Raw genomic sequence first — 20,207 nt, 5'->3', positions numbered from 1 at the left:
ATAATAAAGCGAACACCGGCTTAACTTGTAATAGAGGAAGGACGTTGATGCGTGACGAAACGAATGGATGGCTTTCCTGAAGTGCACAAGCGGCTTTTGAACGGATCTTCTCTTATAAGCTTGGCGCTGGCGGCGCTGGCTGCCGTCTGTCTGGCGACTTCGCTGCTGTATACGGCCAACCTGATTTATAAATGGACGGCCGCGGCTCTCGCGGCCGTTTTAGCCGTTTCGGCACTCCTGGTATACCTGTGGGGCCGGAAGTCCCGCAGCCCGCGAAATTATCAATCGGCGGTAGCCGAGGCGCTGCTGCGTTCCGAAGCCGTGCCTCTGGCCGTGCTCGACCGGAACGGCAGGGTGATGGAGGCAAACGAAGCTTCGGGCCGAACGCTCGGCTATCATCGGGCCGATTTGCTCGGCGAAGCGATTTCCAAGCTGGTGGAGCCCGCAAGCCGGCAGCAGCTGGGGGATGCTTTGGAGCAGGCCATGAAAGGCGAAACTACACAGACGAATTTGAATATTACCCACCGCTCGGGTTATCCTCTGGAGCTGCAGGTCGTATGCGCGCCGATCGTTATGGATGATGCTGTCGTCGGCACCGTGCTTGTCAGTCAGGATTTGAGCGACCGGAAACGAAACGTTGAACGGATCCGATACATGGCGTATTACGATGACATGACCGGCTTGCCGAATCGTTCCCTGTTCCAAATGAAGCTGACGGAGACGCTCGCCAGAGCGAAGGAGGAGAACAGGGTTGTCGGCATTTGTTATTTGGACCTGGACCGCTTCAAGCTGGTCAATGCCTCTTTCGGCCGCGAGTTCGGAGATATGCTTCTGATGCAGGTAGCCGAGAGGCTGAACCGGGATTTGTCGGAGCAGGATTTTGCGGCGAGAATGGAAGGCGACGAGTTTGCTTTATTGTTCAGCAGCATTCAGTCGGAACGGCAGCTGCACGAGCGCTCGATCCTGCTGTTGAAATCCATCGAGGAGCCGTACGAGCTTAGGGGGTTCCCGCTCCATATTACGGCAAGCATCGGAGCGGTGACGAACCGCTGCGAGGAGGACGATGGCTATACGCTGATCAAAAAGGCCGATATGGCGCTCGTGAAGGCCAAGGAAAGCGGCAAAAACGATTGTTTGCTGTATTCGGACAGCTGGAGCAATTCATCGCTTGAAAAGCTGACGCTTCAGCACGAAATGTACCGTGCGATCCAGAGGAATGAATTCATCCTGCATTATCAGCCCCAATACGGTTTGGAGTCGGGAACGATGGTCGGCGTGGAGGCGCTGGTCAGATGGAATCATCCGCTGAAGGGCATGATCCCGCCCGGAAGTTTTATTCCACTCGCGGAAGAGAGCGGAATGATCGTGCAGATCGGCGAATGGGTGCTGGAGGAGGCCTGCAGGCAAAATAAAGCTTGGCAGGACGCAGGGCTTCCGCCGATTCCAGTATCCGTAAATCTGTCGATCAGGCAGTTCGTCCAGCACGACCTGGCAAGCAAAGTAGCGGCCGTGCTTGACAGAACAGGCCTGGAACCCAAATATCTCGACCTGGAAATTACGGAGTCGATGACGATGGACGTCGGACATGTATCCCGCTGCTTGCTGGCATTGACCGATTTGGGAGTCAATATCAGCGTCGACGATTTCGGTACGGGTTACAGCTCCTTTCATTATCTGAAGAGCTTTCCGATCGACCGGCTGAAAATCGACCGCTCCTTTGTACGCGACATCGAGCAGGATCCGAGCGACGCCGAAATCGTAGCAGCAATTATCGCCATGGCTCATAATCTCAATATTCAGGTCATCGCGGAAGGCGTGGAGAATGAGGAGCAAATGGAGTTTCTGCGGAAGCATCACTGCGACGAAATGCAGGGCTACTATAGGAGCCCGCCGGTAACAAGCGACAATATCGAACAGCTGCTTGCATCCGGTTATATGTAAAATACCCGTTCACTTGCTGCTTGGCAGCTGAACGGGTATTTTTTTGCGATTACATTAGGAAAAATCTTCAATTTCGTTCAAGCGGAACGTATAGACCTGCTTCTCATCCACGTGATAGACGGTGATTAAATTTTCGTTCTCATCCATGTTAATAATTCTGCAGGGAATGCTGAGCTTGATGCCGAGCCCTTTATTGACGATCAGACGAATGAGGGTGTTGCTTTTCATCATGGCGCGTATGTTGTCAAAGCCGTTCAAGCTGTTTACTTCCTGCTTGCCGCTTTTTCTTGTGGCCGCGGGAGGAATGCCGGCGTGATTTCCTGCTGCTTGAGGCGTTCCGGACTGCTGGTGCGCCATCTTGGGAGCGCTTCCGGGCGGGCTTGTCCCTATCGGAACTTCACTCCATCCGGGAGCGGAAGCTTTGCGGTTGTCGATTTGCGTGCCGAGCTGAATGCCGGAGGTTATACGGTAATCCAGGAGACCGGATCGGTTGAGCGAGTGAATGAGCTGCTCTAAGGCCAGCGCATGGCTGCCGCCCTCTACGAGCACTTCGATATTGTAAATAAAAGAACTGGATTCCGAAGCGGGCGTGTATTTGTTCATGGATCCTCCGAGCAATTTGACGTAGTTCCAATATACCATTAATTCAGGGGTTCATGAAGACCTATAATTTAGCCTATATTCAAACACTGTAACGAAAAATGCTGCATATAATGATGATGCGTTGTCATCCCTCTTGACCATAGAACGAAGGAGGTGGATCCTATATGATGCGAATGGTTCCTTTCACGCTGGAGTCGGGCGAAACCGTTCTTGGCGTTGAGGCGAAGCTTCCTAAAACGACTTTGCTCGCGATCATGACGGATAAAGGATATATCATGTGCGGCGCACTTGACGTCGCACTTCTGAATGAACGGCTGAAGGAGCGGGAAATAATAGCCGGCCGTGCGGTCGGCGTACGTACGCTTGAGGAGCTGATGGAAGCCCCGCTCGAATCGGTTACGTTTACAGCGGAAAAGCTTGGCGTTACACCGGGCATGAAAGGCTCGGAAGCGCTTCGCCGCATGCTCTAGCCGGTTTATAAAAAAGCCCTAACCGATTCACAGGACGGCGCAGCCGGCCTGAAACATGGATTAGGGCTTTTATTGACTTTCTATACGAAAAGCTTGCGCAGGTTCTGTTCATACGGGGCCTGGACGATGCCCTTCTCCGTAATGATGGCAGTTACATACTCGTTAGGAGTGACGTCAAAAGCCGGATTGTATACTTTAATTCCCTGCGGCGCGGTACGTTTGCCGAAGCCTTCCGTAATTTCTTCCGCTTGGCGCTCCTCGATCGGGATTTCTGCTCCCGTTGGCGTATCCAGATCGATCGTCGAAAGCGGGCAGGCAACGTAAAACGGAATGCCGTGCGCTTTGGCGAGCACCGCGACGCTGTAGGTTCCGATTTTGTTGGCTACGTCGCCGTTGGCCGCAACGCGGTCCGTGCCGACGATAACCGCATCGACCCAGCCTTTGGACATGACCATGCCGGCCATATTATCGCAGATGAGCGTAACATCGACGCCGGCCTGCTGCAGCTCGAAAGCCGTCAAGCGAGCCCCTTGCAGTACGGGACGGGTTTCGTCCGCGAACACCCTCAGCGTTATTCCCCGCTCCAATGCCAGATAAAACGGAGCCAGCGCCGTTCCGTATTTCGCTGTGGCCAAGCCCCCCGCGTTGCAGTGGGTGAGAACACCCATGTCGTTTTTGAACAAAGTGAGCGCATGCTCGCCGATCAAGCGGTTCGTTTCTTCATCCTCGCTCTGGATCGTAATCGCTTCGGTGAGGAGCGAGGCTTTGCACTCCTCCAAGGATAAGCCCTTCTCCGCGAATGCGGCTGCGGCTGCTTTCATACGGTCGAGCGCCCAGAACAGGTTGACGGCCGTGGGTCTCGAGGTTGCCAAATAATCGGCTTGCCGGTTGACCTGAGCAAGCCAGCCTTCCACCGTTTCTTCGTCGCGGCTGCCCAGTACGACGCCGTAGGCGGCCGAGATTCCGATAGCCGGAGCCCCGCGGACTTTCAGATGCCTGATCGCTTCCCATACGTCCTCGGACGTCGAAAGCGGCAAATAGACGATTTCCTCCGGCAGCAGCCGTTGGTCCAGCAAATCAAGCCGGCCTTCGTTCCATATGACCGATTGCAGGCCCGTGTAATTGGTTGTCATGATGTTAAATCAGATCCTTTCCGAATTCAATCATTTGCCGGCTGCGCTATAAACCGCATCGATGACTTCATCGATCGATTGAACGCTGCGGTTGCTGCGGATAAGCGTCGTGCCGATTTCAAGCGCAAGGCGCTGTGCTTTTTCTTTTGCAGCGGCGTCCGGAATGCGGTCGATATCGATGACGTGGGACAATCCGACGATTCGTCTGACGATTTTGCAGCCGGCGAAGCCGACCGCGTCTTGCAGCAGGCGATTCATGTAAGATTCTTTGTAGGCCGGAGTAGTGGACGCAATGCGGTCAATGCCGTCGGCATCCCACAGAGCGCGGAATTTTTGGTCAAACAGCTGCCATACGTCGCGCGCGGTATCCGTCAAATAACGGCGGTACTCGCTGCGCTGGTGGGCATCCGCGGACCAGTGCTCCTGTCCGGCGAAATTAAGCAGCAGGTTCGCGATGACGGCGCCGATATCGAAGCCGATCGGACCGTAATAAGCGAACTCCGGATCGATAACTTTTGTGGATTCCGGCGTTACGAAAACGCTCCCCGTATGCAAATCCCCGTGCAGAAGAGCTTGAGCGCTCGTCAAAAATTTCTCCCTGAGCAGCGCAACCTCGAGATGGAGCTCGCTGTCCCGCCAGAGGGCTTCGGCCGCGTCGCGGATCGCGGCATCAAAGCTGTTGTTAGGCGAATCCGTATACGGGTCGTCAAAGATAAGATCTTCGGTAATTTTGCACAGCTCCGGATTAATAAAGGATTTCACGCGATTTTTCTTATCCTGCTGATTCATGCCGAGATCGGATGTGTAAAATAACGTGCGTGCCATAAAGGTGGAAATGTCATCGGCGAATTTTGGGTAACGCGTTCCCGCGATAAGGCCATGGCGCATAATGATATGGTCGCTTAAGTCTTCCATAATCGTAAGAGCCAATTCGGGATCGTAACCGTAAACGACAGGGACTAGGCCCGGCGCGAGCTCACCTTCGATCAGCAGCTTTTCGCTTTCGATGCGGGCTCTGTCCAGTGTCAGGGGCCATGATTCGCCGACAACCTTGGCGTACGGCAACGCTTGCTTCAGAATGACGCTCTTGCCGCTGGCGGAATCTGTAATGCGGAATACCAGGTTCAGGTTGCCGTCGCCGATTTCGCTGCACTTCAGCGAAGCGCCGGCCGGGAAAAACCCTTCAATCGAGGATGCTATTTGAATGGCTTCCTGTTCGGTTAATGGATGATATGCAGACATGGCAGTCCACCTCCGGTTTCTATATATTGACCGGGCGTTAAAGCCCAGTATTCACCTCAACATAGTATAATGGATTATATTTCGCCATGGAATACTTTCCTTTGATATAATGTTATCAATTTTAGACAAGTTGGATGGAGGATGCAAAAAATGTCCGCTCAGGATGAGAAAGAGACGGTTGCGTTAAAGGAGTGGGCCGTAAGCGTCAAGGCGCTTGCGGAAGGAAAACAAATCATTGTTATGCGGAAGGGAGGAATTATTGAAGAGACCCGCGATTTCCGGCTTATCAGCCCTTCCTTTTACTTAATGCCGGCATACGAGCACCAGAAGAAGCATTTGCTAAAGGCCGGGTATGAGACCGATTTGGACGAGACGCTGGCCGATTGGACGCCGGATATGGATTCTGTTACCATAAATGCTTATGCGGAGGTTGCAGAGGACATCGAAATCATGGACCAGGATAAGCTCGACAAAATTCGCGATTTTCATATTTGGACGGATACGTTCGCCGAAGAGAGGTTGCGCTGGAAGAAGACGAAGCCGCTGCATCTGCTCGTGCTGCGGGTATACCGGCTGGAGAAAGCGGCGCAAATTCCGGTGAGGCCGGCTTATAACGGCTGCAAATCTTGGGTAAAACTGGAGGATGGGATTGACGAGCCTAGGCTTGTGCCCGTTCTGGACGAGCAGACGTTTCAGGAGGAGTGGAGGAAAATCAAGCAGGCGCTTGCGTAATTTACCGCCGCAATGTGAGCGAAATTGACAAAACGGCATAACCCGCATTGATTTAAAACAAAAACTATATTAAAATAATTATTGAGAATCAGTGAGAATCACTCTATAATAGACAGGCTTGTTTATTGTTGGAGCGATTAGGCGACATATACCAACCTTGGAGGGATCAGCATATTATGGCAACGCAATTCGTCATCGATGGACTGAAAGCGTCTATCGACGGAAAAGAAATTTTGAAAGGCATCAACCTTGAAATTAAAGGCGGAGAAATTCACGCAATCATGGGCCCGAACGGTACAGGCAAATCCACGCTGGCATCTGCTTTGATGGGCCATCCTAAATATGAAGTGACGGAAGGCTCGGCCCAGTTGAACGGCGAGGATCTGCTCGAGATGGAAGTTGACGAGCGCGCACGCGCCGGCCTGTTCCTGGCTATGCAATATCCGAGCGAAATCCCTGGCGTTACAAACTCCGACTTTTTGCGCAGCGCTCTTAACGCCCGCCGCGGCGAAGGCAACGAAATCTCGCTGATCAAGTTCATCCGCCAAATGGAAGGCAAGATGAAGGATCTGGAAATGAATCCGGAATTCGCTCACCGCTATTTGAACGAAGGTTTCTCCGGCGGCGAGAAAAAACGCAACGAAATTTTGCAAATGATGCTGCTTGATCCGAAGATCGTCGTGCTTGACGAGATCGACTCCGGTCTTGACATCGACGCCCTTCGCATCGTGTCGAACGGTGTCAACGCGATGCGCTCCGAGGATCGCGGTTTCCTGATCATTACCCACTACCAGCGCTTGCTGAACTATATCAAACCAGACTTCGTTCACGTAATGATGCAAGGACGCATCGTGAAATCGGGCGGTCCTGAGCTGGCTGAACGACTTGAGAACGAAGGTTACGATTGGGTTAAAGAAGAACTTGGCATCGTAGACGAAACGGTCGGCCAGGCTTAAGCGGAGAAGGAGGCATAACGGATGAGTACACAACTATCGACGCAAGCCAACCGGCAATCGGCCGAGGCGCTTGCCCGCAGCAAAGGCGAACCGGACTGGCTCGTTGAGCTTCGCGGCGAAGCGGCCGAGCTCGCAGGAACGATTGAATGGCCAAAGCCCGAGAAGGTTCGTATCGAACGCTGGAACCTGACGGCGATCGGCAATTACGAGCAGCCGAAAGAGGCAGGTGCCGTAAGCGAACTTCCTGAGGTCGTACGCGGACTTGTTGCCGAAGGCACGGAAAACTTGTTGATTCAGCGCAATTCAGGAGCCGTTTGGAAACAGACGTCCAGTGAATTAGCCGCTAAAGGCGTTATTTTTACCGATCTGGAGACGGCATGCCGGGAGCATGGCGATCTTGTACAGCCTTATCTGTTCCAAGCGATCGCAAAGGACGAGGATAAGCTGACGGCGCTTAACGCGGCGCTGTGGAACGGAGGCGTGTTCGTTTACGTTCCGAAAAACGTCGAAGTCGAGCTTCCGCTTCAAGCGATCTTGTACAACGACAATCCGGAAGCGACGTTCGCTCCGCATATTCTGATCGTTGCGGATAGCAACAGCCGCGTCACGTATGTCGATTGTGCGGTATCCGATCCAGGCGCCGCTGCCGGCCCGTTCGTTCATCCGTCTATCGTCGAGGTGTTCGTCAAGCCGGGTGCGCTCGTTCGTTTCGGATCCATTCATTCGATGGGCGAGACGGGTGTCGATATGACGATCCGCCGGGCCGTTGTCGAGAATGACGGACGCGTCGAATGGATTATCGGCGATCTGAACGACGGAAATACGCTGTCCGATACAAAATCGGTGCTCAAGGGACAAGGCTCCACTTCCGATACGAAGGTTATCAGCGTAGGCATGAACTCGCAGCAGAACAGCCTGACGACTCAGGCCGTCCATTTCGGCAAGAGCTCGGACAGCAACATGGTCACTCGTGCGGTTATGAAGGATTCCGCATCGGCGATCATTAACGGAATTACAAAGATCGAGCATGGCGCGACAAAAGCAAACGGCGTACAAACCGAGAAGGTGCTGATGCTTAGCCCGAAAGCGCGCGGCGACGCCAACCCGATTTTGCTCATTGATGAAGACGATGTAACGGCCGGTCACGCGGCAAGCGTTGGGCAAGTAAACCCGGAGCAGGTCTATTACCTGATGTCCCGCGGTATATCTAAGCAAGACGCTGAACGTTTAATCATTTACGGCTTTTTGGCTCCGGTCGTATCGGAAATTCCGGTCGAAGCGGTACGCGGGCAGCTTCAGCGTTTGCTCGAAAGGAAGCTAGAGGGATGAATATAAATGCGATTCGGGAGCAATTTCCGATATTGCATCAAGAAATAAACGGGCATCCGCTCGTTTATCTGGATAGCGCGGCGTCTTCTCAGAAGCCGCGTTCCGTCATTGATGCGGTTAAACGTTACTATGAGCTGGATAATTCGAACGTCCATCGCGGCGTGCATACTCTTGGTTCTAGAGCGACTGACGCTTATGAAGGTGCGCGCGAGAAGGTTGCCAAGCTGCTGAATGCCGGTGCTCCGGAGCAAATTATTTTCACGCGGGGCACGACAACCGCTCTGAATCTGGTTGCGACCAGCTATGCCCGTTCCGTATGCAAAGAAGGCGATGAGATCGTCATTACGCCGATGGAGCATCACAGCAACTTAATTCCTTGGCAGCAGGCGGCTAAAGCGACGGGGGCTACGCTCAAGTATATTCCGCTGCAGCCGGACGGTACGATATCGATTGGCGATGTGGAAAATACGATTACGCCGAATACAAAGGTCGTTTCGGTAACCTATGTTTCCAACGTGCTTGGCGTGATCAATCCAATTAAGGATATTACGCAAATCGCCCACCGCAACGGCGCTGTCATGGTTGTAGACGGTGCGCAAAGCACGCCGCATATGAAAGTCGATCTTCAAGATCTGGACGTAGATTTTTACGCTTTTTCCGGTCACAAAATGTGCGGACCAACCGGAATCGGCGCATTGTTCGGCAAGAAAGCGCTGCTTAACAAGATGGAGCCTTTCGAATACGGCGGTGAAATGATCGATTTTGTCGATTTGTATGAATCGACCTGGAAGGAAATCCCTTACCGCTTTGAAGGCGGCACGCCGATCATTGCCGGCGCGGTCGGCCTCGGCGCTGCGATTGACTTCCTGAATGAAATCGGCTTTGACGAAATTGACAAGCACGAGCGCCTGCTGGCCTCGTACGCCTATGAGAAGTTGTCGGCGCTAGAAGGCATTACGCTGTACGGACCTGAACAGAACCGTGTCGGCCTCGTGACATTCAATCTCGAGGACGTTCATCCGCACGACGTAGCTACCGTTCTGGATTCCAAAGGGATTGCGATTCGCGCAGGTCATCATTGCTGCCAGCCTCTAATGAGATGGCTGAATGTTTCGGCTACCGCAAGAGCAAGCTTTTATTTATACAATTCGGAAGAAGACATTGACCGCTTGGCAGACGCGTTATTACAGACAAAGGAGTTCTTCGGTCATGCAATTGGATGATTTATACCGCAGAGTCATCATGGATCATTATAAGAATCCCCGAAACCGCGGAACGATGAATGAAGAATCGGTTACGATCAATCTCAACAATCCGACCTGCGGCGACCGCATTTCTTTGCAGCTGCAGGTGGTGGACGGGAAAGTGACGGATGCGAAATTCAGCGGCGAAGGCTGCTCGATCAGCATGAGCTCCGCATCGATGATGACGGAAGCCGTGAAGGGCAGAACTTTTGACGAGGCGCTGTCGATGGCCGACCGGTTTTCTTCCCTTATGAAAGGCGAGCCGGTCGAATTCGAGGAGCTGGAGGATATCGAAGCCCTTTCCGGCGTGAACAAGTTCCCGGCGAGAATCAAATGCGCTACGCTCGCTTGGAATGCGCTGCGCAAAGGGATCGAGCATCAGCAGGACTAACAACACTTGAAATAGAGGAGCGTGACGATCATGGCAAAATCAATGCCGGAAATGGAAGAGTATAAATATGGTTTCCGCGACGAGCATAAAGCGATTTTCCAATCGGGTAAAGGCTTGACGCCTGAAATCGTGCGGACCATCTCCGAGATGAAGAACGAACCGGAATGGATGCTTGAATTCCGTCTTAAATCTCTGGAGCAATTTAACAAAATGCCGATGCCTCGTTGGGGCGGCAACATGGACGATTTGGATTTCGACGATATCCAGTACTATGTTAAGCCTTCCGAGAAGCAGGGCAAAACCTGGGAAGAGGTTCCATCCGAAATTAAAGAAACGTTCGACAAGCTGGGCATCCCTGAAGCGGAACAAAAGTTTCTGGCCGGCGTTTCGGCTCAATACGAGTCCGAGGTCGTCTATCACAGCATGCAGGAGGATCTCGAGAAGCAAGGCGTTATCTTTACGGATACGGACACTGCACTTCGCGAGCATCCGGAGCTGCTGAAGGAATATTTCGGAACGATTATTCCTCCGAATGACAACAAATTCGCTGCTCTGAACAGCGCGGTATGGTCGGGCGGAAGCTTTATTTACGTACCGAAGGGCGTGAAGTGTGAAATTCCGCTTCAAGCTTACTTCCGGATTAACTCGGAGAACATGGGCCAGTTCGAGCGTACGCTCATTATCGCGGACGAAGACAGCTCCGTGCATTACGTTGAAGGCTGTACGGCTCCTGTCTACAGCACGAACTCGCTTCACAGCGCTGTCGTTGAAATTCTTTGCAAAAAGAACGCGCGCGTTCGTTACACGACGATCCAAAACTGGGCGCCTAACATTTATAACCTTGTAACGAAGCGTGCGGTAGCCGACGAGAACGCAACGATGGAATGGGTTGACGGCAACATCGGCTCCAAGCTGACGATGAAGTACCCGGCTGTCGTACTGCGCGGCCGCGGCGCGAAAGGCATGGTATTGTCCATTGCCGTTGCCGGCAAAGGCCAGCACCAGGATGCAGGCGCGAAAATGACTCATCTGGCTCCGGACACGAGCTCGACGATCATTTCCAAATCGATCAGCAAGCATGGCGGAAAAGTAACCTACCGCGGCCTTGCTTCGTTCGGACGCAACTCCGACGGCGCGAAAGCGAATATCAAATGCGACACGCTCATTTTGGACAATGAGTCGACTTCGGATACAATTCCGTACAACGAAATTTTGAACGACAACATCACGTTGGAGCACGAAGCAACCGTATCGAAGGTATCGGAAGATCAATTGTTCTATTTGATGAGCCGCGGCCTTAGCGAAGCGGAAGCGACGCAAATGATCGTAATGGGCTTCATCGAGCCGTTTACGAAAGAGCTGCCGATGGAATATGCGGTAGAGATGAACCGTCTCATCAAATTCGAGATGGAAGGTTCGATCGGTTAAGGAATGCAATAAAAAGTCCCGCGGACGGCAAGATTACTTGCTGCCCGCGGGACTTTTGTTTTGATGCGCATTGAATTCACGCTCGTCGCTTGCTTCATAAATAAACATGCTCGATCTCGTAATCGCGCTCAAGGGTCAAATCGATAAAGCGGTCATCCACCTGGATAAGCGGCTGAAAAAATTCGGTCGGATGGGTCAGCACGATGATACCCGACTCGCCGTTCGAGAGCTCAATGCGTTTCCCGATAAAATTGGGCATCATATGCTTAATGAAGGTTTGAGTGGTATAAGGATCGAGCTCCGAGAAGCTCAGCCGGTATAATTCCTTTAACACAAACCATAAATCCCGTTTCTTCCGGTAGACTCGCTCGGAGATCATGGCGCTGTAAATATCGGCGACAGCTACGATTTTGGCGACGGGATGAATGCGGTCTCCGGATAGTCCTTCGGGATAACCTGTCCCGTTAAACCGCTCATGATGCTGAAGCGCGCCGATCGCTGCGACGTGGTCATCGGAGGAGGCGGTCAAGATTTCATAACCGTAAACGGTATGGCATTTGACTTTCTCGAATTCTTCATTTGTCAGCTCGCCGGGTTTATTCAATATGCGGGTATCCAGCATGCAATTTCCGATATTGTGCAGATACCCGGCCTTGCCGATCTTTATAGCCTCTTCGTTGGAGTACCCGACCCAGGAAGCCAAATAGTAGGAAAGCATGCCGACCTGCACCGAGTGCTGACAGGCGTAGTCGTCCTTCGTATTGAGGAGGAGAAGCATCGAGACGACGTCCCGTTCCATTTGCAGATTGTTCAGCAAGGGAGTAAAGACGGCTGCGGCTCGCCGAATATCGATTTGACCGTGCCCGGAAGCTTCGGCAAATAATTCGGCCATCATATGGACAGCGTTCTCGTAAAGCGGCTTTACGGCGGGCAGCCATTTCGGGCTGACCGTCGTTTCAAGCGTACGGGTAATTGTATCATACGTTTTACGTGCTTCTATATCGACATAATCGATTTTGTGCCGGAGAAGTCTTGCAATTTCTTGACTGCTTAGAGCCGTTCCGCCGGAAAGCACTTGAAGCCCGTTATCGTTAAATACATCGCGGCTCAACTGGTCTCCGTTCTTAAGATCCGTGACATGAACTCTCATCAAGACACCCCTGCTTATGTTAGTCACAATATACCTACTCATAGTAGCAATGAATGATCGGCTTGGCAATAAGAGGGTTATTTGGTGAGACTAAATACCTAGCAATTCGGCATAAACCGATCTTGCTTTCAGCGTCTGATCCGTCCCTTGTACGATAGCGCGGCCATCGGCGAATAGGACAAAGGTCAATCCGTCTTCCAGCTCGAGCCGCAGCAGAAAGCGGTTCAGGGTCAGCTTTCCGGCCAGGCTTAGGCGGCCTGCCAGCTGCTCCAGCTGAAGTGCCGCCGGCCTGCTTGGCGTAATCTGAACCGCATTGCGTCCGCAAAGGGACCCGGCGGCAGGCTCTGTCAGCTGCTCGTCCAAATAGGCGTAATGCCCCAGCCCGCAGCACGGGCAGTCGCCGCGTTTCGCTCCGGCTGCAGACACCGGCAGCCAGGCATGGTTCCATAAATCGACCTGGAACAAAGTGCGGTGCAGCGCCTGACGGTTGCCGGACAGGAGCTTTAATGCCTCCGAAGCCTGAATGGAGGCGATAATGTCGACGATCGGCGACATCACACCTGCGGTCTCGCAGGTATCGGTTGTACCCGGGGCCGGAGGATTCCGATATAAGCATCTGTAGCATGGCGTTTCATGAGGCAAAATCGTCATCGTCATGCCCGCAGCGCCGACCGCGCCGCCGTAAATCCACGGGATTCGATGCTTCACGCTGTAATCGTTGATCAAATATCTGACGGAAAAATTATCGCTGCCGTCTATGACGAGATCTACGCCTGCTAACAGCTCTTCGGCGTTAGCGGCCGTTAAATCGGCAACGACCGGCTCGATGGACACGGAGCTGTTGGCGGCGCGTAAATGGACCGCGGCCGCTTCCGCCTTCGGAAGCAAGGAGAGGACATCCTGCTCCGTATACAGCATCTGCCGCTGCAGGTTGCTCCATTCGACGAGGTCTCTATCAATCAGGCGAACGAACCCGACTCCGGAGCGCACGAGGTGCTGGGCAATGACGCAGCCGAGAGCGCCCATGCCGACGACGGCCGCCCGGCTGCGGGCGAGTGACTGCTGTCCGCTCCCCCCGAGCGGAGCAAACCGCTTCTGTCTGGCGTAACGGTCGGCGCCGGGCGGCTGAAGGGCGGCATCTTCTAAGACCGCACTCGTCCGAGCTTTCATCTCATCCATTTATAGTGCCTCCGTCGGGTTCCAGGGGCCGAGTTGATGGCCCTTCCATTCGGAGCCGTCTTCCCAAATTTCTTTTTTCCAAATCGGAACGATTTGCTTGAGACGCTCAATCGCATAGCGGCTGGCCTCGTAGCAGCTGTCGCGGTGCGGCGCCGAAACGGCGATGACGACGCTCGTTTCCGCCAGGCCGACGGCGCCGATCCGATGGCTGATCGCGCACAGGGCGCCGTTCCATCGCCCGGCGATTTCCTCTCCGATCTGGCGCATCGTGGCTACGGCCATCGGGGCGTAGGCTTCGTATTCCAGCAGCACGGTACGCTGGCCATGCGTCCATTCGCGCGTCGTTCCTACGAAGGCGATAGAAGCGCCATGCTCCGGCACGATCACCTTCGCCAGCACATCGTCAGCGCTGATCGGATCCGGAGTGACGACGTACAAGTCGGCTGCTCCGGATCCGCATGACGGCCCAGGATGGTCCTCACCGCCGGATACGGGCGGCAGCAGGGCAAGCTCGTCGTTTACGCTCAGGAGCGTATCCTCGGCTGCGTAGGCATGATTGCGGGCGATGAACGATATTTGAATCAAAGCGGTTTGCTCCGGATATTCCGCGCAAATGATTGCTTTCAGTTCTGCCGCGCTAAGCTCGTCCGATTGGGAGGTGAGCTCAAGAACCGGTACCCCGAGCCGTTCCGGCAGTCCCGCAAACAATTTGATAGACCATACATGTGTCATGTCACAAAACCTCTCATCTTCTAGGCTTAAACTGTTTATAGAATATCATAATTCCTAAAAAAATGTTATGCTGTAACATAGACAGAAAGGAAGTGGAGCTCATGCAGGCCTTGACGGACCGCTTTGGAAGGGTACACGATTATTTGCGGATATCGGTAACGGACCGCTGCAATTTGCGGTGCTTGTACTGCATGCCCGAAGAGGGAATGGAGTTTACCGAATCCGAAAATTTGCTTTCATATGATCAAATTGTCCAGGTGGTCGAAGCCGGGGCGGAGCTTGGCATTACGAAGCTGCGAATAACGGGTGGCGAGCCGCTGATCCGGCCGGGTCTGGACGGTCTTATCGGCAGACTGTCAGCCATTCCGGGCATCAAGGATATCGCTCTGACGACCAATGGCATCTTTCTGGCCAAGCAAGCCGAAGCTCTTCGCGCTGCCGGTCTGAACCGGGTAAATATCAGCCTGGACACGCTGGATCCGGCACGCTTCCGCTTTATAGCACGAAGGGGAGAGCTGAAGCGCGTCATGGAAGGAATCGAAGCGGCCGCTGCTGTGGGATTCAATCCGATCAAGCTGAACTGCGTGCTGCTGAAGGGAGTCAACGAGGATGAGATCGCGAGCTTCCTGAAGATGGCGTACGAGCATCCGCTGCATGTCAGGTTTATTGAATATATGCCGATCGGTCATGCGGACGAAAATTGGAAAAAGCACTATTTGCCGCTTTCTCGCGTGCTTGAGGTTGCCGAACGGGAGGGATATTCGATCCGCCGCAGGACGAATGTCCACGGCAACGGGCCGTCAGATGACTGGCAAATGGAAGGCGCCCGCGGCTCCTTCGGCCTGATCCATCCGATCAGCGACCATTTCTGCAGTACTTGCAACCGGCTCCGCCTGACGGCTGACGGCTCGATCAAGCCGTGCCTGTACTGGGTCGATGAGCTAAATGTGAAGGATGCGTTCGGCAGCCGGGAAGCAATGAAGCGGCTTCTGCTGCGCGCGATGGACATTAAGCCGGAAAATCATGAAATGGCCGCGAAGCTCGCGGATCAGACGTTGTCGCATGTCCCTACGGACCGGCGGATGTCGCAAATTGGAGGGTAAACGGACGGATGAAGGAAAAGGAAATCGTAATCGATCATTTTCAGCTGGGCATGTCGGCCACGACGGCAGAGGAGATGGCAAAGCTGGCAGGAGAATGCTTCCCGATCGGGGGGAGAGTGCAGGAGGCGGCCGGAGAGGCGTTTGACTGGCATGACTGGTACACGGCATGGGTAAAAGAACAAGGGCCTGAGAACGGGGCTCAAGAGCCTACGCATCTTATGGTGCAGGCGGCGGATACGTTCGAAGCGACGATTCCTTGGGAGCAGCTCGGACAAGCAGCCGTGTTGTTCGCTCAAGGCGGCGTTCCTCTGGAGAAAGCCGGACCGATCCGCCTTTATGTTCCGAACGGAAGCAGCAAATGCCTGAACGTGAAGAGCGTCGTGCGCCTGAGGCTCGCAAGGCTCGATGGCAGCGGGCACGAAGAAGCCAGCTACGGCTTTAAGCGGACATTTTCCGCGGAAGACTTGCGTATGAACAAATAACAGCGTTTTATTCCCGATTCCGGAGCGATGAGGAGGCGGCTTATAATTTGACGGACCGGTTTCATACACAGGTAGTTCTCCTTCATAGTAACGATATTCACAGTCGTCTCGAAAATGCAGCCAAAATTGCGGCATTCATCGCAGAAGAGCGGAGATCCCGAGGCGGGGACGGCGTTCTGGCGGTGGATATCGGCGATCATATGGACCGGATGCGCGTAGAAACCGAAGGCAGCGACGGAGCGGTAAATGTAGAGCTGCTTAACGATGCCGGCTATGAAGCGATTACGCTCGGCAACAACGAAGGTTTGACGTATTCCATTCAGGATTTGACCGCGGCTTATTCCGGACGCGCCCGATTTGCGGTCGTATGCGCCAATATGAAGCTTGCCGCTACGGGGGAGCAGCCGGATTGGCTGCTCCCAAGCGTCACCATCAGCAAAAACGGCCTTCGGATCGGACTGATCGGCGCGACGGCGCCGTTCACGTCGTTCTACTCCCTGCTTGGCTGGGAGGCGACCGACCCTTTCGAAGCGATAGCGGATCAGGTCGAGCGGCTGCGCGGCCAAGCGGACGTGATTGTCGTTATGTCTCATCTGGGCATCATCTCAGACCGGCAGATGGCGGAGAAATTGAGCGGAATCGACCTGATTCTGGGGGCGCATACGCATCATTTGCTCGAGGAGCCGCTTGTCATCGGCGGCACGACGATTTGCGCAGCCGGCAAATTCGGCGAGTACATCGGGCGGGTAGAAATCGGGATCGATCCGCTTTCGTCTCGCCCCGTGTTCCGCGCAGCCTGCGTGCCGACGGCCGCCATGGCGGAGCAGCCCGAGGCCGCCGCGATCATCGGCGGCTACCGCAAGGCGGGCGAGCAGCGCCTCTCCCGGGTCGTCGCCCGGCTGACCGCGCCGCTGCCCGCCTGGGCCGAGCGGGAATCGCCGCTCGGCAACTTGCTGGCCGCCGGCCTGCGCCGCTGGACCGATGCCGAGATCGGCATCGTCAATGCGGGGCAGCTGCTGGGCGGGCTCGCGCAGGGCGACGTGACGGCGGGCGAATTGCACGCGCTGTGCCCGTCGCCGATTAATCCGTGCCGGATGGTCATCGCCGGCGCGCATATCCGGGCGGCGCTCGAGCAGTCGCTGCTGGCCGAATTTGTGCACAAGCCGATCAAGGGCTACGGCTTCCGCGGCGAAGTGCTCGGAATGCTGGCAGTAGACGGGCTTGCGGTCGAATACGATTTTACCAGGCCGGAAATGAACAGGCTTGTCGCGGTAACCGTGAACGGCCAGCCGCTTGCCGACGAGAGGCTGTATACGGTCGGAACGATCGACATGTTCACCTTCCGTGCCGGCTACGAGTCTCTGGCCAATGCGGAATCGTTTGAATATTTTTTGCCGGAATTTCTCCGGGACGTCATCGCCGAGCAGCTTCAGGATCCGGAGGCGCTAGACGATTGCCTGCACGGCCGTTGGCAGGAACTGTCGACGGCTCAGGAAGAAAATTGCGGAATAAAGGCGAATGATGTCGATTAAAATAGAATAAAATGGTTGCGGTTTTCCCCTTTTTCCCTTACATTAACAATACGAACGGCTTTTTCCGATGTATTAGTTAATAGCATTCAAACAGGGAAGGATCGAGAAAATGCGTTTGTTACCGATTGCAAAGTGCAGACCCGGCATGAAGCTGGCGAAAAAAATTTTTTCCCAGGAAGGGCTCGTCCTCCTCGGAGAAAACATAGAATTGACGGAGCGCCTCATCACCCGTCTGGAGCAGTGCGGCATTCAGTACGCGTACATCGCCGATCCGAGAACGGCGGATATCGTGCTGCCGAGCATGATTAGCGACGATACGATGCGGCAGGCGCTGGGGGAAATCCGGAAGACGTTCCGCGACATGATGGACCGGCCCAAGCGCAAGAAGGGTGTCACGTATCCGTTCATCGCCCAGCCGATCAAACATATGATGAATTCGATCATCGACGAGCTGTCCGAGCATAAGGATGCCATGATCATGCTGATGGACATGAGCTCGGTCGACCATTATTTATATCAGCACTCCCTGAACGTATGCGTATATACGACGCTGCTCGGGCTGTCGCACGGATACAGCCGCGACGAGCTTACGACGCTCGGGATGGGGGCGCTGCTCCACGACATCGGAAAGACGCAAATCGCGGTCGACGTGCTGAAGAAGCCGGGCTCCTTGACGAAAGAGGAGTATGACGAGATGAAGCAGCATGCGAGAATCGGCTACGAGCTTCTCAAGGATGAACCGAATTTGCCGCTCCTGGTTGCGCACTGCGCATTCCAGCATCACGAGCGGATCGACGGCAGCGGCTATCCCCGCGGCATCAAAGGCAATGAAATTCACGATTACGCGAAATGGATCGGTCTCGTAGATTCCTATGACGCGATGACGACCAACCGGGTGTACAGCTCGCCGATATTGCCGCATCACGCCATTGAGCGGTTATACGCCGGTACGGGAACGCTGTACGAGCAAAGGATGCTGCAGCTGTTCCGCGACAAGGTGGCAATCTACCCGATCGGCATTTCCGTCAGGCTGCAGACGGGCGAGCAGGGGATCGTTACGGACATTAACCTCTCTTATCCTCATCGCCCGATTATTAGGGTGCTGTACGACGAGGCGGGCGAGGAGCTCAAAGCGCCGTACGAAATCGATTTGTCCAAGCAGCTGACCAAGATGATCGCCAGCGTGGGCGACGATACGCCTGAAGTTCAGCATGCCGCAGGCATATAGGATGAAGCGGGAGCCGCCAGGGCTCCCTTTCTTTTTTGAACGTACAGGATTTGTTTGCTTTCCTGCTGATGCGGGCATTACAATAATAGCAGAATGTTTTATTCCAGATCATGAAGTCAGGTGCTGAAGAAATGAATAGGATAGACTTGCAACAACCGAACGCAACCCTCAATAGCGCGGCGGCGCTGTCCCCGCACAACGACCCCTGGGACCCGATACGCTCGCTTCACAGGCACGGCAAACACCGGCTGACGAGCGTCGAAATGACCGTATCCAATCTTTGCAATATGCGCTGCGAGCACTGCGCCGTCGGGGACACCCTCGTCCTCTCGGAGCCGGTCAAGCTGCCTCTTGCACAAATGCTGAGGAGACTGGATGAAGTAGAGCATTTGGAGACGATCAGCATTACGGGCGGCGAACCGTCCTTCTCCGACAGGACCGTCCGAGAGTATATGGTTCCATTGCTGCAGTACGCACGCAGCCGGGGCCTTAAGTCCCAGATCAACTCGAACGTTACGCTCCCTTACAGCAGGTACGAGCAGCTCGCCCCTTATTTGGACGTCATGCATATTTCGTTTAACTATACGTCGGCCGAAGATTTTCATCAGATCGGATTTGCAAAGGCGGGCCATCACGTTTCTCTCGAGGCGGCTGCCAAGCTGTACGAACGGATGATCGACAATGCGCGCCGTTTGAGCGATGCCGGCGTGCTGGTATCGGCGGAGTCGATGATCAATTACCGGACGCACGACAAAATCGACGAAATCCACAGGCTGATCGTTGAAATGGGCTGTCAGCGCCACGAGGTGCATCCGATGTACCCGAGCTCTTTTGCCAAGGATTTGCCTGTGCTTCCGCGCGATCAGATGGTGATGGCAATCGAGAAGCTGCTGGATACCCGTGACCCGTCCGTATGGATGCTCTTCGGCACACTCCCTTTTTATCATTGCGGAGACAATCCGGAAGAACGGAAGCTGCTGAGGCGGCTGGCGGCGGAGAACAACGTAACGGTCCGCAACGATCCGGACGGCCGAAACCGCCTTAACGTCAACCTGTTTACAGGCGAAGTATTCGTAACCGATTTTTCCGATGTGCCGGCATTCGGCAATATTGCCGACTCGAAGCTCGACGATTTGTTCAACAAGTGGCTAGGGCATTCCTTGGCGCGGAGCGTAAACTGCCATTGCCCGGCAGCTTCCTGCTGCGGTCCGAACCTGCTTGTGAAGGATATGTATTACAAAGACACCGATTTCCTGACACGGACAGCCGTAATGGACGCCGTATAGGCTTAAGTGCCCTGTTGGATGCATATAGCATAAGAGAAAGGAGGAG

The 20,207-nt window shown here is 54.3% G+C and carries 19 protein-coding genes; 13 read left to right on the top strand and 6 right to left on the bottom strand.

Going from position 1 to position 20,207, the window contains the following annotated elements:
• Positions 1-51: 51 nt before the first annotated feature.
• Positions 52-1,941: a putative bifunctional diguanylate cyclase/phosphodiesterase gene (locus KP806_RS08240; protein WP_224723075.1), complete on the top strand. Its 1,890-nt coding sequence runs from the start codon at positions 52-54 to the stop codon at positions 1,939-1,941.
• A gap of 54 nt (positions 1,942-1,995) precedes the next feature.
• Here KP806_RS08240 and KP806_RS08235 read toward each other — a convergent pair whose 3' ends face one another.
• Positions 1,996-2,544, bottom strand: a complete 549-nt coding sequence (locus tag KP806_RS08235; protein WP_224723074.1) for a hypothetical protein — start codon at positions 2,542-2,544, stop codon at positions 1,996-1,998.
• A 164-nt stretch (positions 2,545-2,708) separates the two neighbouring features.
• On the opposite strand from KP806_RS08235, the gene KP806_RS08230 reads away from it, so the two are divergent.
• Complete coding sequence (locus tag KP806_RS08230; RefSeq protein ID WP_224723073.1) at positions 2,709-3,014, top strand: YunC family protein; 306 nt, start codon at positions 2,709-2,711, stop codon at positions 3,012-3,014.
• A gap of 80 nt (positions 3,015-3,094) precedes the next feature.
• Here KP806_RS08230 and mtnA read toward each other — a convergent pair whose 3' ends face one another.
• Entirely contained in the window at positions 3,095-4,147 is a 1,053-nt protein-coding gene (mtnA, locus tag KP806_RS08225) for an S-methyl-5-thioribose-1-phosphate isomerase (protein WP_224723072.1), read from the bottom strand.
• 30 nt (positions 4,148-4,177) lie between these two features.
• Entirely contained in the window at positions 4,178-5,389 is a 1,212-nt protein-coding gene (mtnK, locus tag KP806_RS08220; RefSeq protein ID WP_224723071.1) for an S-methyl-5-thioribose kinase, read from the bottom strand.
• Positions 5,390-5,539: 150 nt separating this feature from the next.
• Here mtnK and KP806_RS08215 point away from each other — a divergent pair, with 150 nt between their 5' ends.
• The 6 genes from KP806_RS08215 to sufB all read left to right on the top strand — a co-directional run bounded on the left by KP806_RS08215 (position 5,540) and on the right by sufB (position 11,469).
• Positions 5,540-6,121, top strand: coding sequence for a DUF1802 family protein (locus KP806_RS08215; RefSeq protein ID WP_224723070.1), 582 nt, complete (start codon positions 5,540-5,542; stop codon positions 6,119-6,121).
• Positions 6,122-6,297: 176 nt separating this feature from the next.
• The gene (gene sufC, locus KP806_RS08210; protein WP_224723069.1) at positions 6,298-7,077 is read left to right on the top strand and encodes a Fe-S cluster assembly ATPase SufC; all 780 of its coding nucleotides are present in this window, start codon (positions 6,298-6,300) and stop codon (positions 7,075-7,077) included.
• A gap of 21 nt (positions 7,078-7,098) precedes the next feature.
• Positions 7,099-8,406 (top strand): Fe-S cluster assembly protein SufD, encoded by a 1,308-nt coding sequence (sufD, locus tag KP806_RS08205; RefSeq protein ID WP_224723068.1) that lies wholly within the window; start codon positions 7,099-7,101, stop codon positions 8,404-8,406.
• Complete coding sequence (locus tag KP806_RS08200; RefSeq protein WP_224723067.1) at positions 8,403-9,629, top strand: cysteine desulfurase; 1,227 nt, start codon at positions 8,403-8,405, stop codon at positions 9,627-9,629. Before sufD ends, KP806_RS08200 begins: the two co-directional genes overlap by 4 nt.
• Positions 9,616-10,041, top strand: coding sequence for a Fe-S cluster assembly sulfur transfer protein SufU (sufU, locus tag KP806_RS08195; protein WP_224723066.1), 426 nt, complete (start codon positions 9,616-9,618; stop codon positions 10,039-10,041). Before KP806_RS08200 ends, sufU begins: the two co-directional genes overlap by 14 nt.
• A 30-nt stretch (positions 10,042-10,071) precedes the next feature.
• Positions 10,072-11,469, top strand: coding sequence for a Fe-S cluster assembly protein SufB (sufB, locus tag KP806_RS08190; protein WP_224723065.1), 1,398 nt, complete (start codon positions 10,072-10,074; stop codon positions 11,467-11,469).
• Between the two features lie 94 nt (positions 11,470-11,563).
• Here the strand turns inward: sufB and KP806_RS08185 are convergent, their stop codons facing one another.
• The 3 genes from KP806_RS08185 to KP806_RS27765 form a co-directional block, all read right to left on the bottom strand.
• Positions 11,564-12,619, bottom strand: a complete 1,056-nt coding sequence (locus tag KP806_RS08185; RefSeq protein WP_224723064.1) for an HD-GYP domain-containing protein — start codon at positions 12,617-12,619, stop codon at positions 11,564-11,566.
• 90 nt (positions 12,620-12,709) lie between these two features.
• Complete coding sequence (locus KP806_RS08180; protein ID WP_318153511.1) at positions 12,710-13,798, bottom strand: ThiF family adenylyltransferase; 1,089 nt, start codon at positions 13,796-13,798, stop codon at positions 12,710-12,712.
• Positions 13,799-14,530 (bottom strand): molybdenum cofactor biosynthesis protein, encoded by a 732-nt coding sequence (locus KP806_RS27765; RefSeq protein WP_318153510.1) that lies wholly within the window; start codon positions 14,528-14,530, stop codon positions 13,799-13,801.
• A 101-nt stretch (positions 14,531-14,631) separates the two neighbouring features.
• On the opposite strand from KP806_RS27765, the gene moaA reads away from it, so the two are divergent.
• The 5 genes from moaA (at position 14,632) to yfkAB (ending at position 20,161) form a co-directional block, all read left to right on the top strand.
• On the top strand, positions 14,632-15,633 hold the full coding sequence (moaA, locus tag KP806_RS08165) for a GTP 3',8-cyclase MoaA (protein WP_224723063.1): 1,002 nt from the start codon (positions 14,632-14,634) through the stop codon (positions 15,631-15,633).
• A gap of 8 nt (positions 15,634-15,641) precedes the next feature.
• Positions 15,642-16,115 carry a hypothetical protein gene (locus KP806_RS08160; protein ID WP_224723062.1) on the top strand — a complete coding sequence of 158 codons (474 nt, stop codon included), beginning with the start codon at positions 15,642-15,644 and terminating at the stop codon, positions 16,113-16,115.
• A gap of 47 nt (positions 16,116-16,162) precedes the next feature.
• Entirely contained in the window at positions 16,163-17,647 is a 1,485-nt protein-coding gene (locus tag KP806_RS08155) for a bifunctional metallophosphatase/5'-nucleotidase (protein WP_224723061.1), read from the top strand.
• A 109-nt stretch (positions 17,648-17,756) separates the two neighbouring features.
• Entirely contained in the window at positions 17,757-18,875 is a 1,119-nt protein-coding gene (locus KP806_RS08150) for an HD-GYP domain-containing protein (protein WP_224723060.1), read from the top strand.
• Positions 18,876-19,006: 131 nt separating this feature from the next.
• Positions 19,007-20,161, top strand: coding sequence for a radical SAM/CxCxxxxC motif protein YfkAB (gene yfkAB, locus KP806_RS08145; RefSeq protein ID WP_224723059.1), 1,155 nt, complete (start codon positions 19,007-19,009; stop codon positions 20,159-20,161).
• Positions 20,162-20,207 lie beyond the last annotated feature (46 nt).

It is taken from the genome of Paenibacillus vietnamensis (assembly GCF_020169515.1).
GTDB classification, from domain to species: Bacteria; Bacillota; Bacilli; order Paenibacillales; family Paenibacillaceae; genus Pristimantibacillus; species Pristimantibacillus vietnamensis.
This window is presented reverse-complemented; position numbering and strand designations above follow the sequence as displayed.

What these genes read in the sequence shown, in the direction of transcription:
- KP806_RS08235 (WP_224723074.1), bottom strand. Translation starts at nt 2,544, where the DNA reads ATGAACAAATACACGCCCGCTTCGGAATCCAGTTCTTTTATTTACAAT.
- KP806_RS08230 (WP_224723073.1), top strand. Translation starts at nt 2,709, where the DNA reads ATGATGCGAATGGTTCCTTTCACGCTGGAGTCGGGCGAAACCGTTCTT.
- mtnA (WP_224723072.1), bottom strand. Translation starts at nt 4,147, where the DNA reads ATGACAACCAATTACACGGGCCTGCAATCGGTCATATGGAACGAAGGC.
- mtnK (WP_224723071.1), bottom strand. Translation starts at nt 5,389, where the DNA reads ATGTCTGCATATCATCCATTAACCGAACAGGAAGCCATTCAAATAGCA.
- KP806_RS08215 (WP_224723070.1), top strand. Translation starts at nt 5,540, where the DNA reads ATGTCCGCTCAGGATGAGAAAGAGACGGTTGCGTTAAAGGAGTGGGCC.
- sufC (WP_224723069.1), top strand. Translation starts at nt 6,298, where the DNA reads ATGGCAACGCAATTCGTCATCGATGGACTGAAAGCGTCTATCGACGGA.
- sufD (WP_224723068.1), top strand. Translation starts at nt 7,099, where the DNA reads ATGAGTACACAACTATCGACGCAAGCCAACCGGCAATCGGCCGAGGCG.
- KP806_RS08200 (WP_224723067.1), top strand. Translation starts at nt 8,403, where the DNA reads ATGAATATAAATGCGATTCGGGAGCAATTTCCGATATTGCATCAAGAA.
- sufU (WP_224723066.1), top strand. Translation starts at nt 9,616, where the DNA reads ATGCAATTGGATGATTTATACCGCAGAGTCATCATGGATCATTATAAG.
- sufB (WP_224723065.1), top strand. Translation starts at nt 10,072, where the DNA reads ATGGCAAAATCAATGCCGGAAATGGAAGAGTATAAATATGGTTTCCGC.
- KP806_RS08185 (WP_224723064.1), bottom strand. Translation starts at nt 12,619, where the DNA reads ATGAGAGTTCATGTCACGGATCTTAAGAACGGAGACCAGTTGAGCCGC.
- KP806_RS08180 (WP_318153511.1), bottom strand. Translation starts at nt 13,798, where the DNA reads ATGGATGAGATGAAAGCTCGGACGAGTGCGGTCTTAGAAGATGCCGCC.
- KP806_RS27765 (WP_318153510.1), bottom strand. Translation starts at nt 14,530, where the DNA reads ATGACACATGTATGGTCTATCAAATTGTTTGCGGGACTGCCGGAACGG.
- moaA (WP_224723063.1), top strand. Translation starts at nt 14,632, where the DNA reads ATGCAGGCCTTGACGGACCGCTTTGGAAGGGTACACGATTATTTGCGG.
- KP806_RS08160 (WP_224723062.1), top strand. Translation starts at nt 15,642, where the DNA reads ATGAAGGAAAAGGAAATCGTAATCGATCATTTTCAGCTGGGCATGTCG.
- KP806_RS08150 (WP_224723060.1), top strand. Translation starts at nt 17,757, where the DNA reads ATGCGTTTGTTACCGATTGCAAAGTGCAGACCCGGCATGAAGCTGGCG.
- yfkAB (WP_224723059.1), top strand. Translation starts at nt 19,007, where the DNA reads ATGAATAGGATAGACTTGCAACAACCGAACGCAACCCTCAATAGCGCG.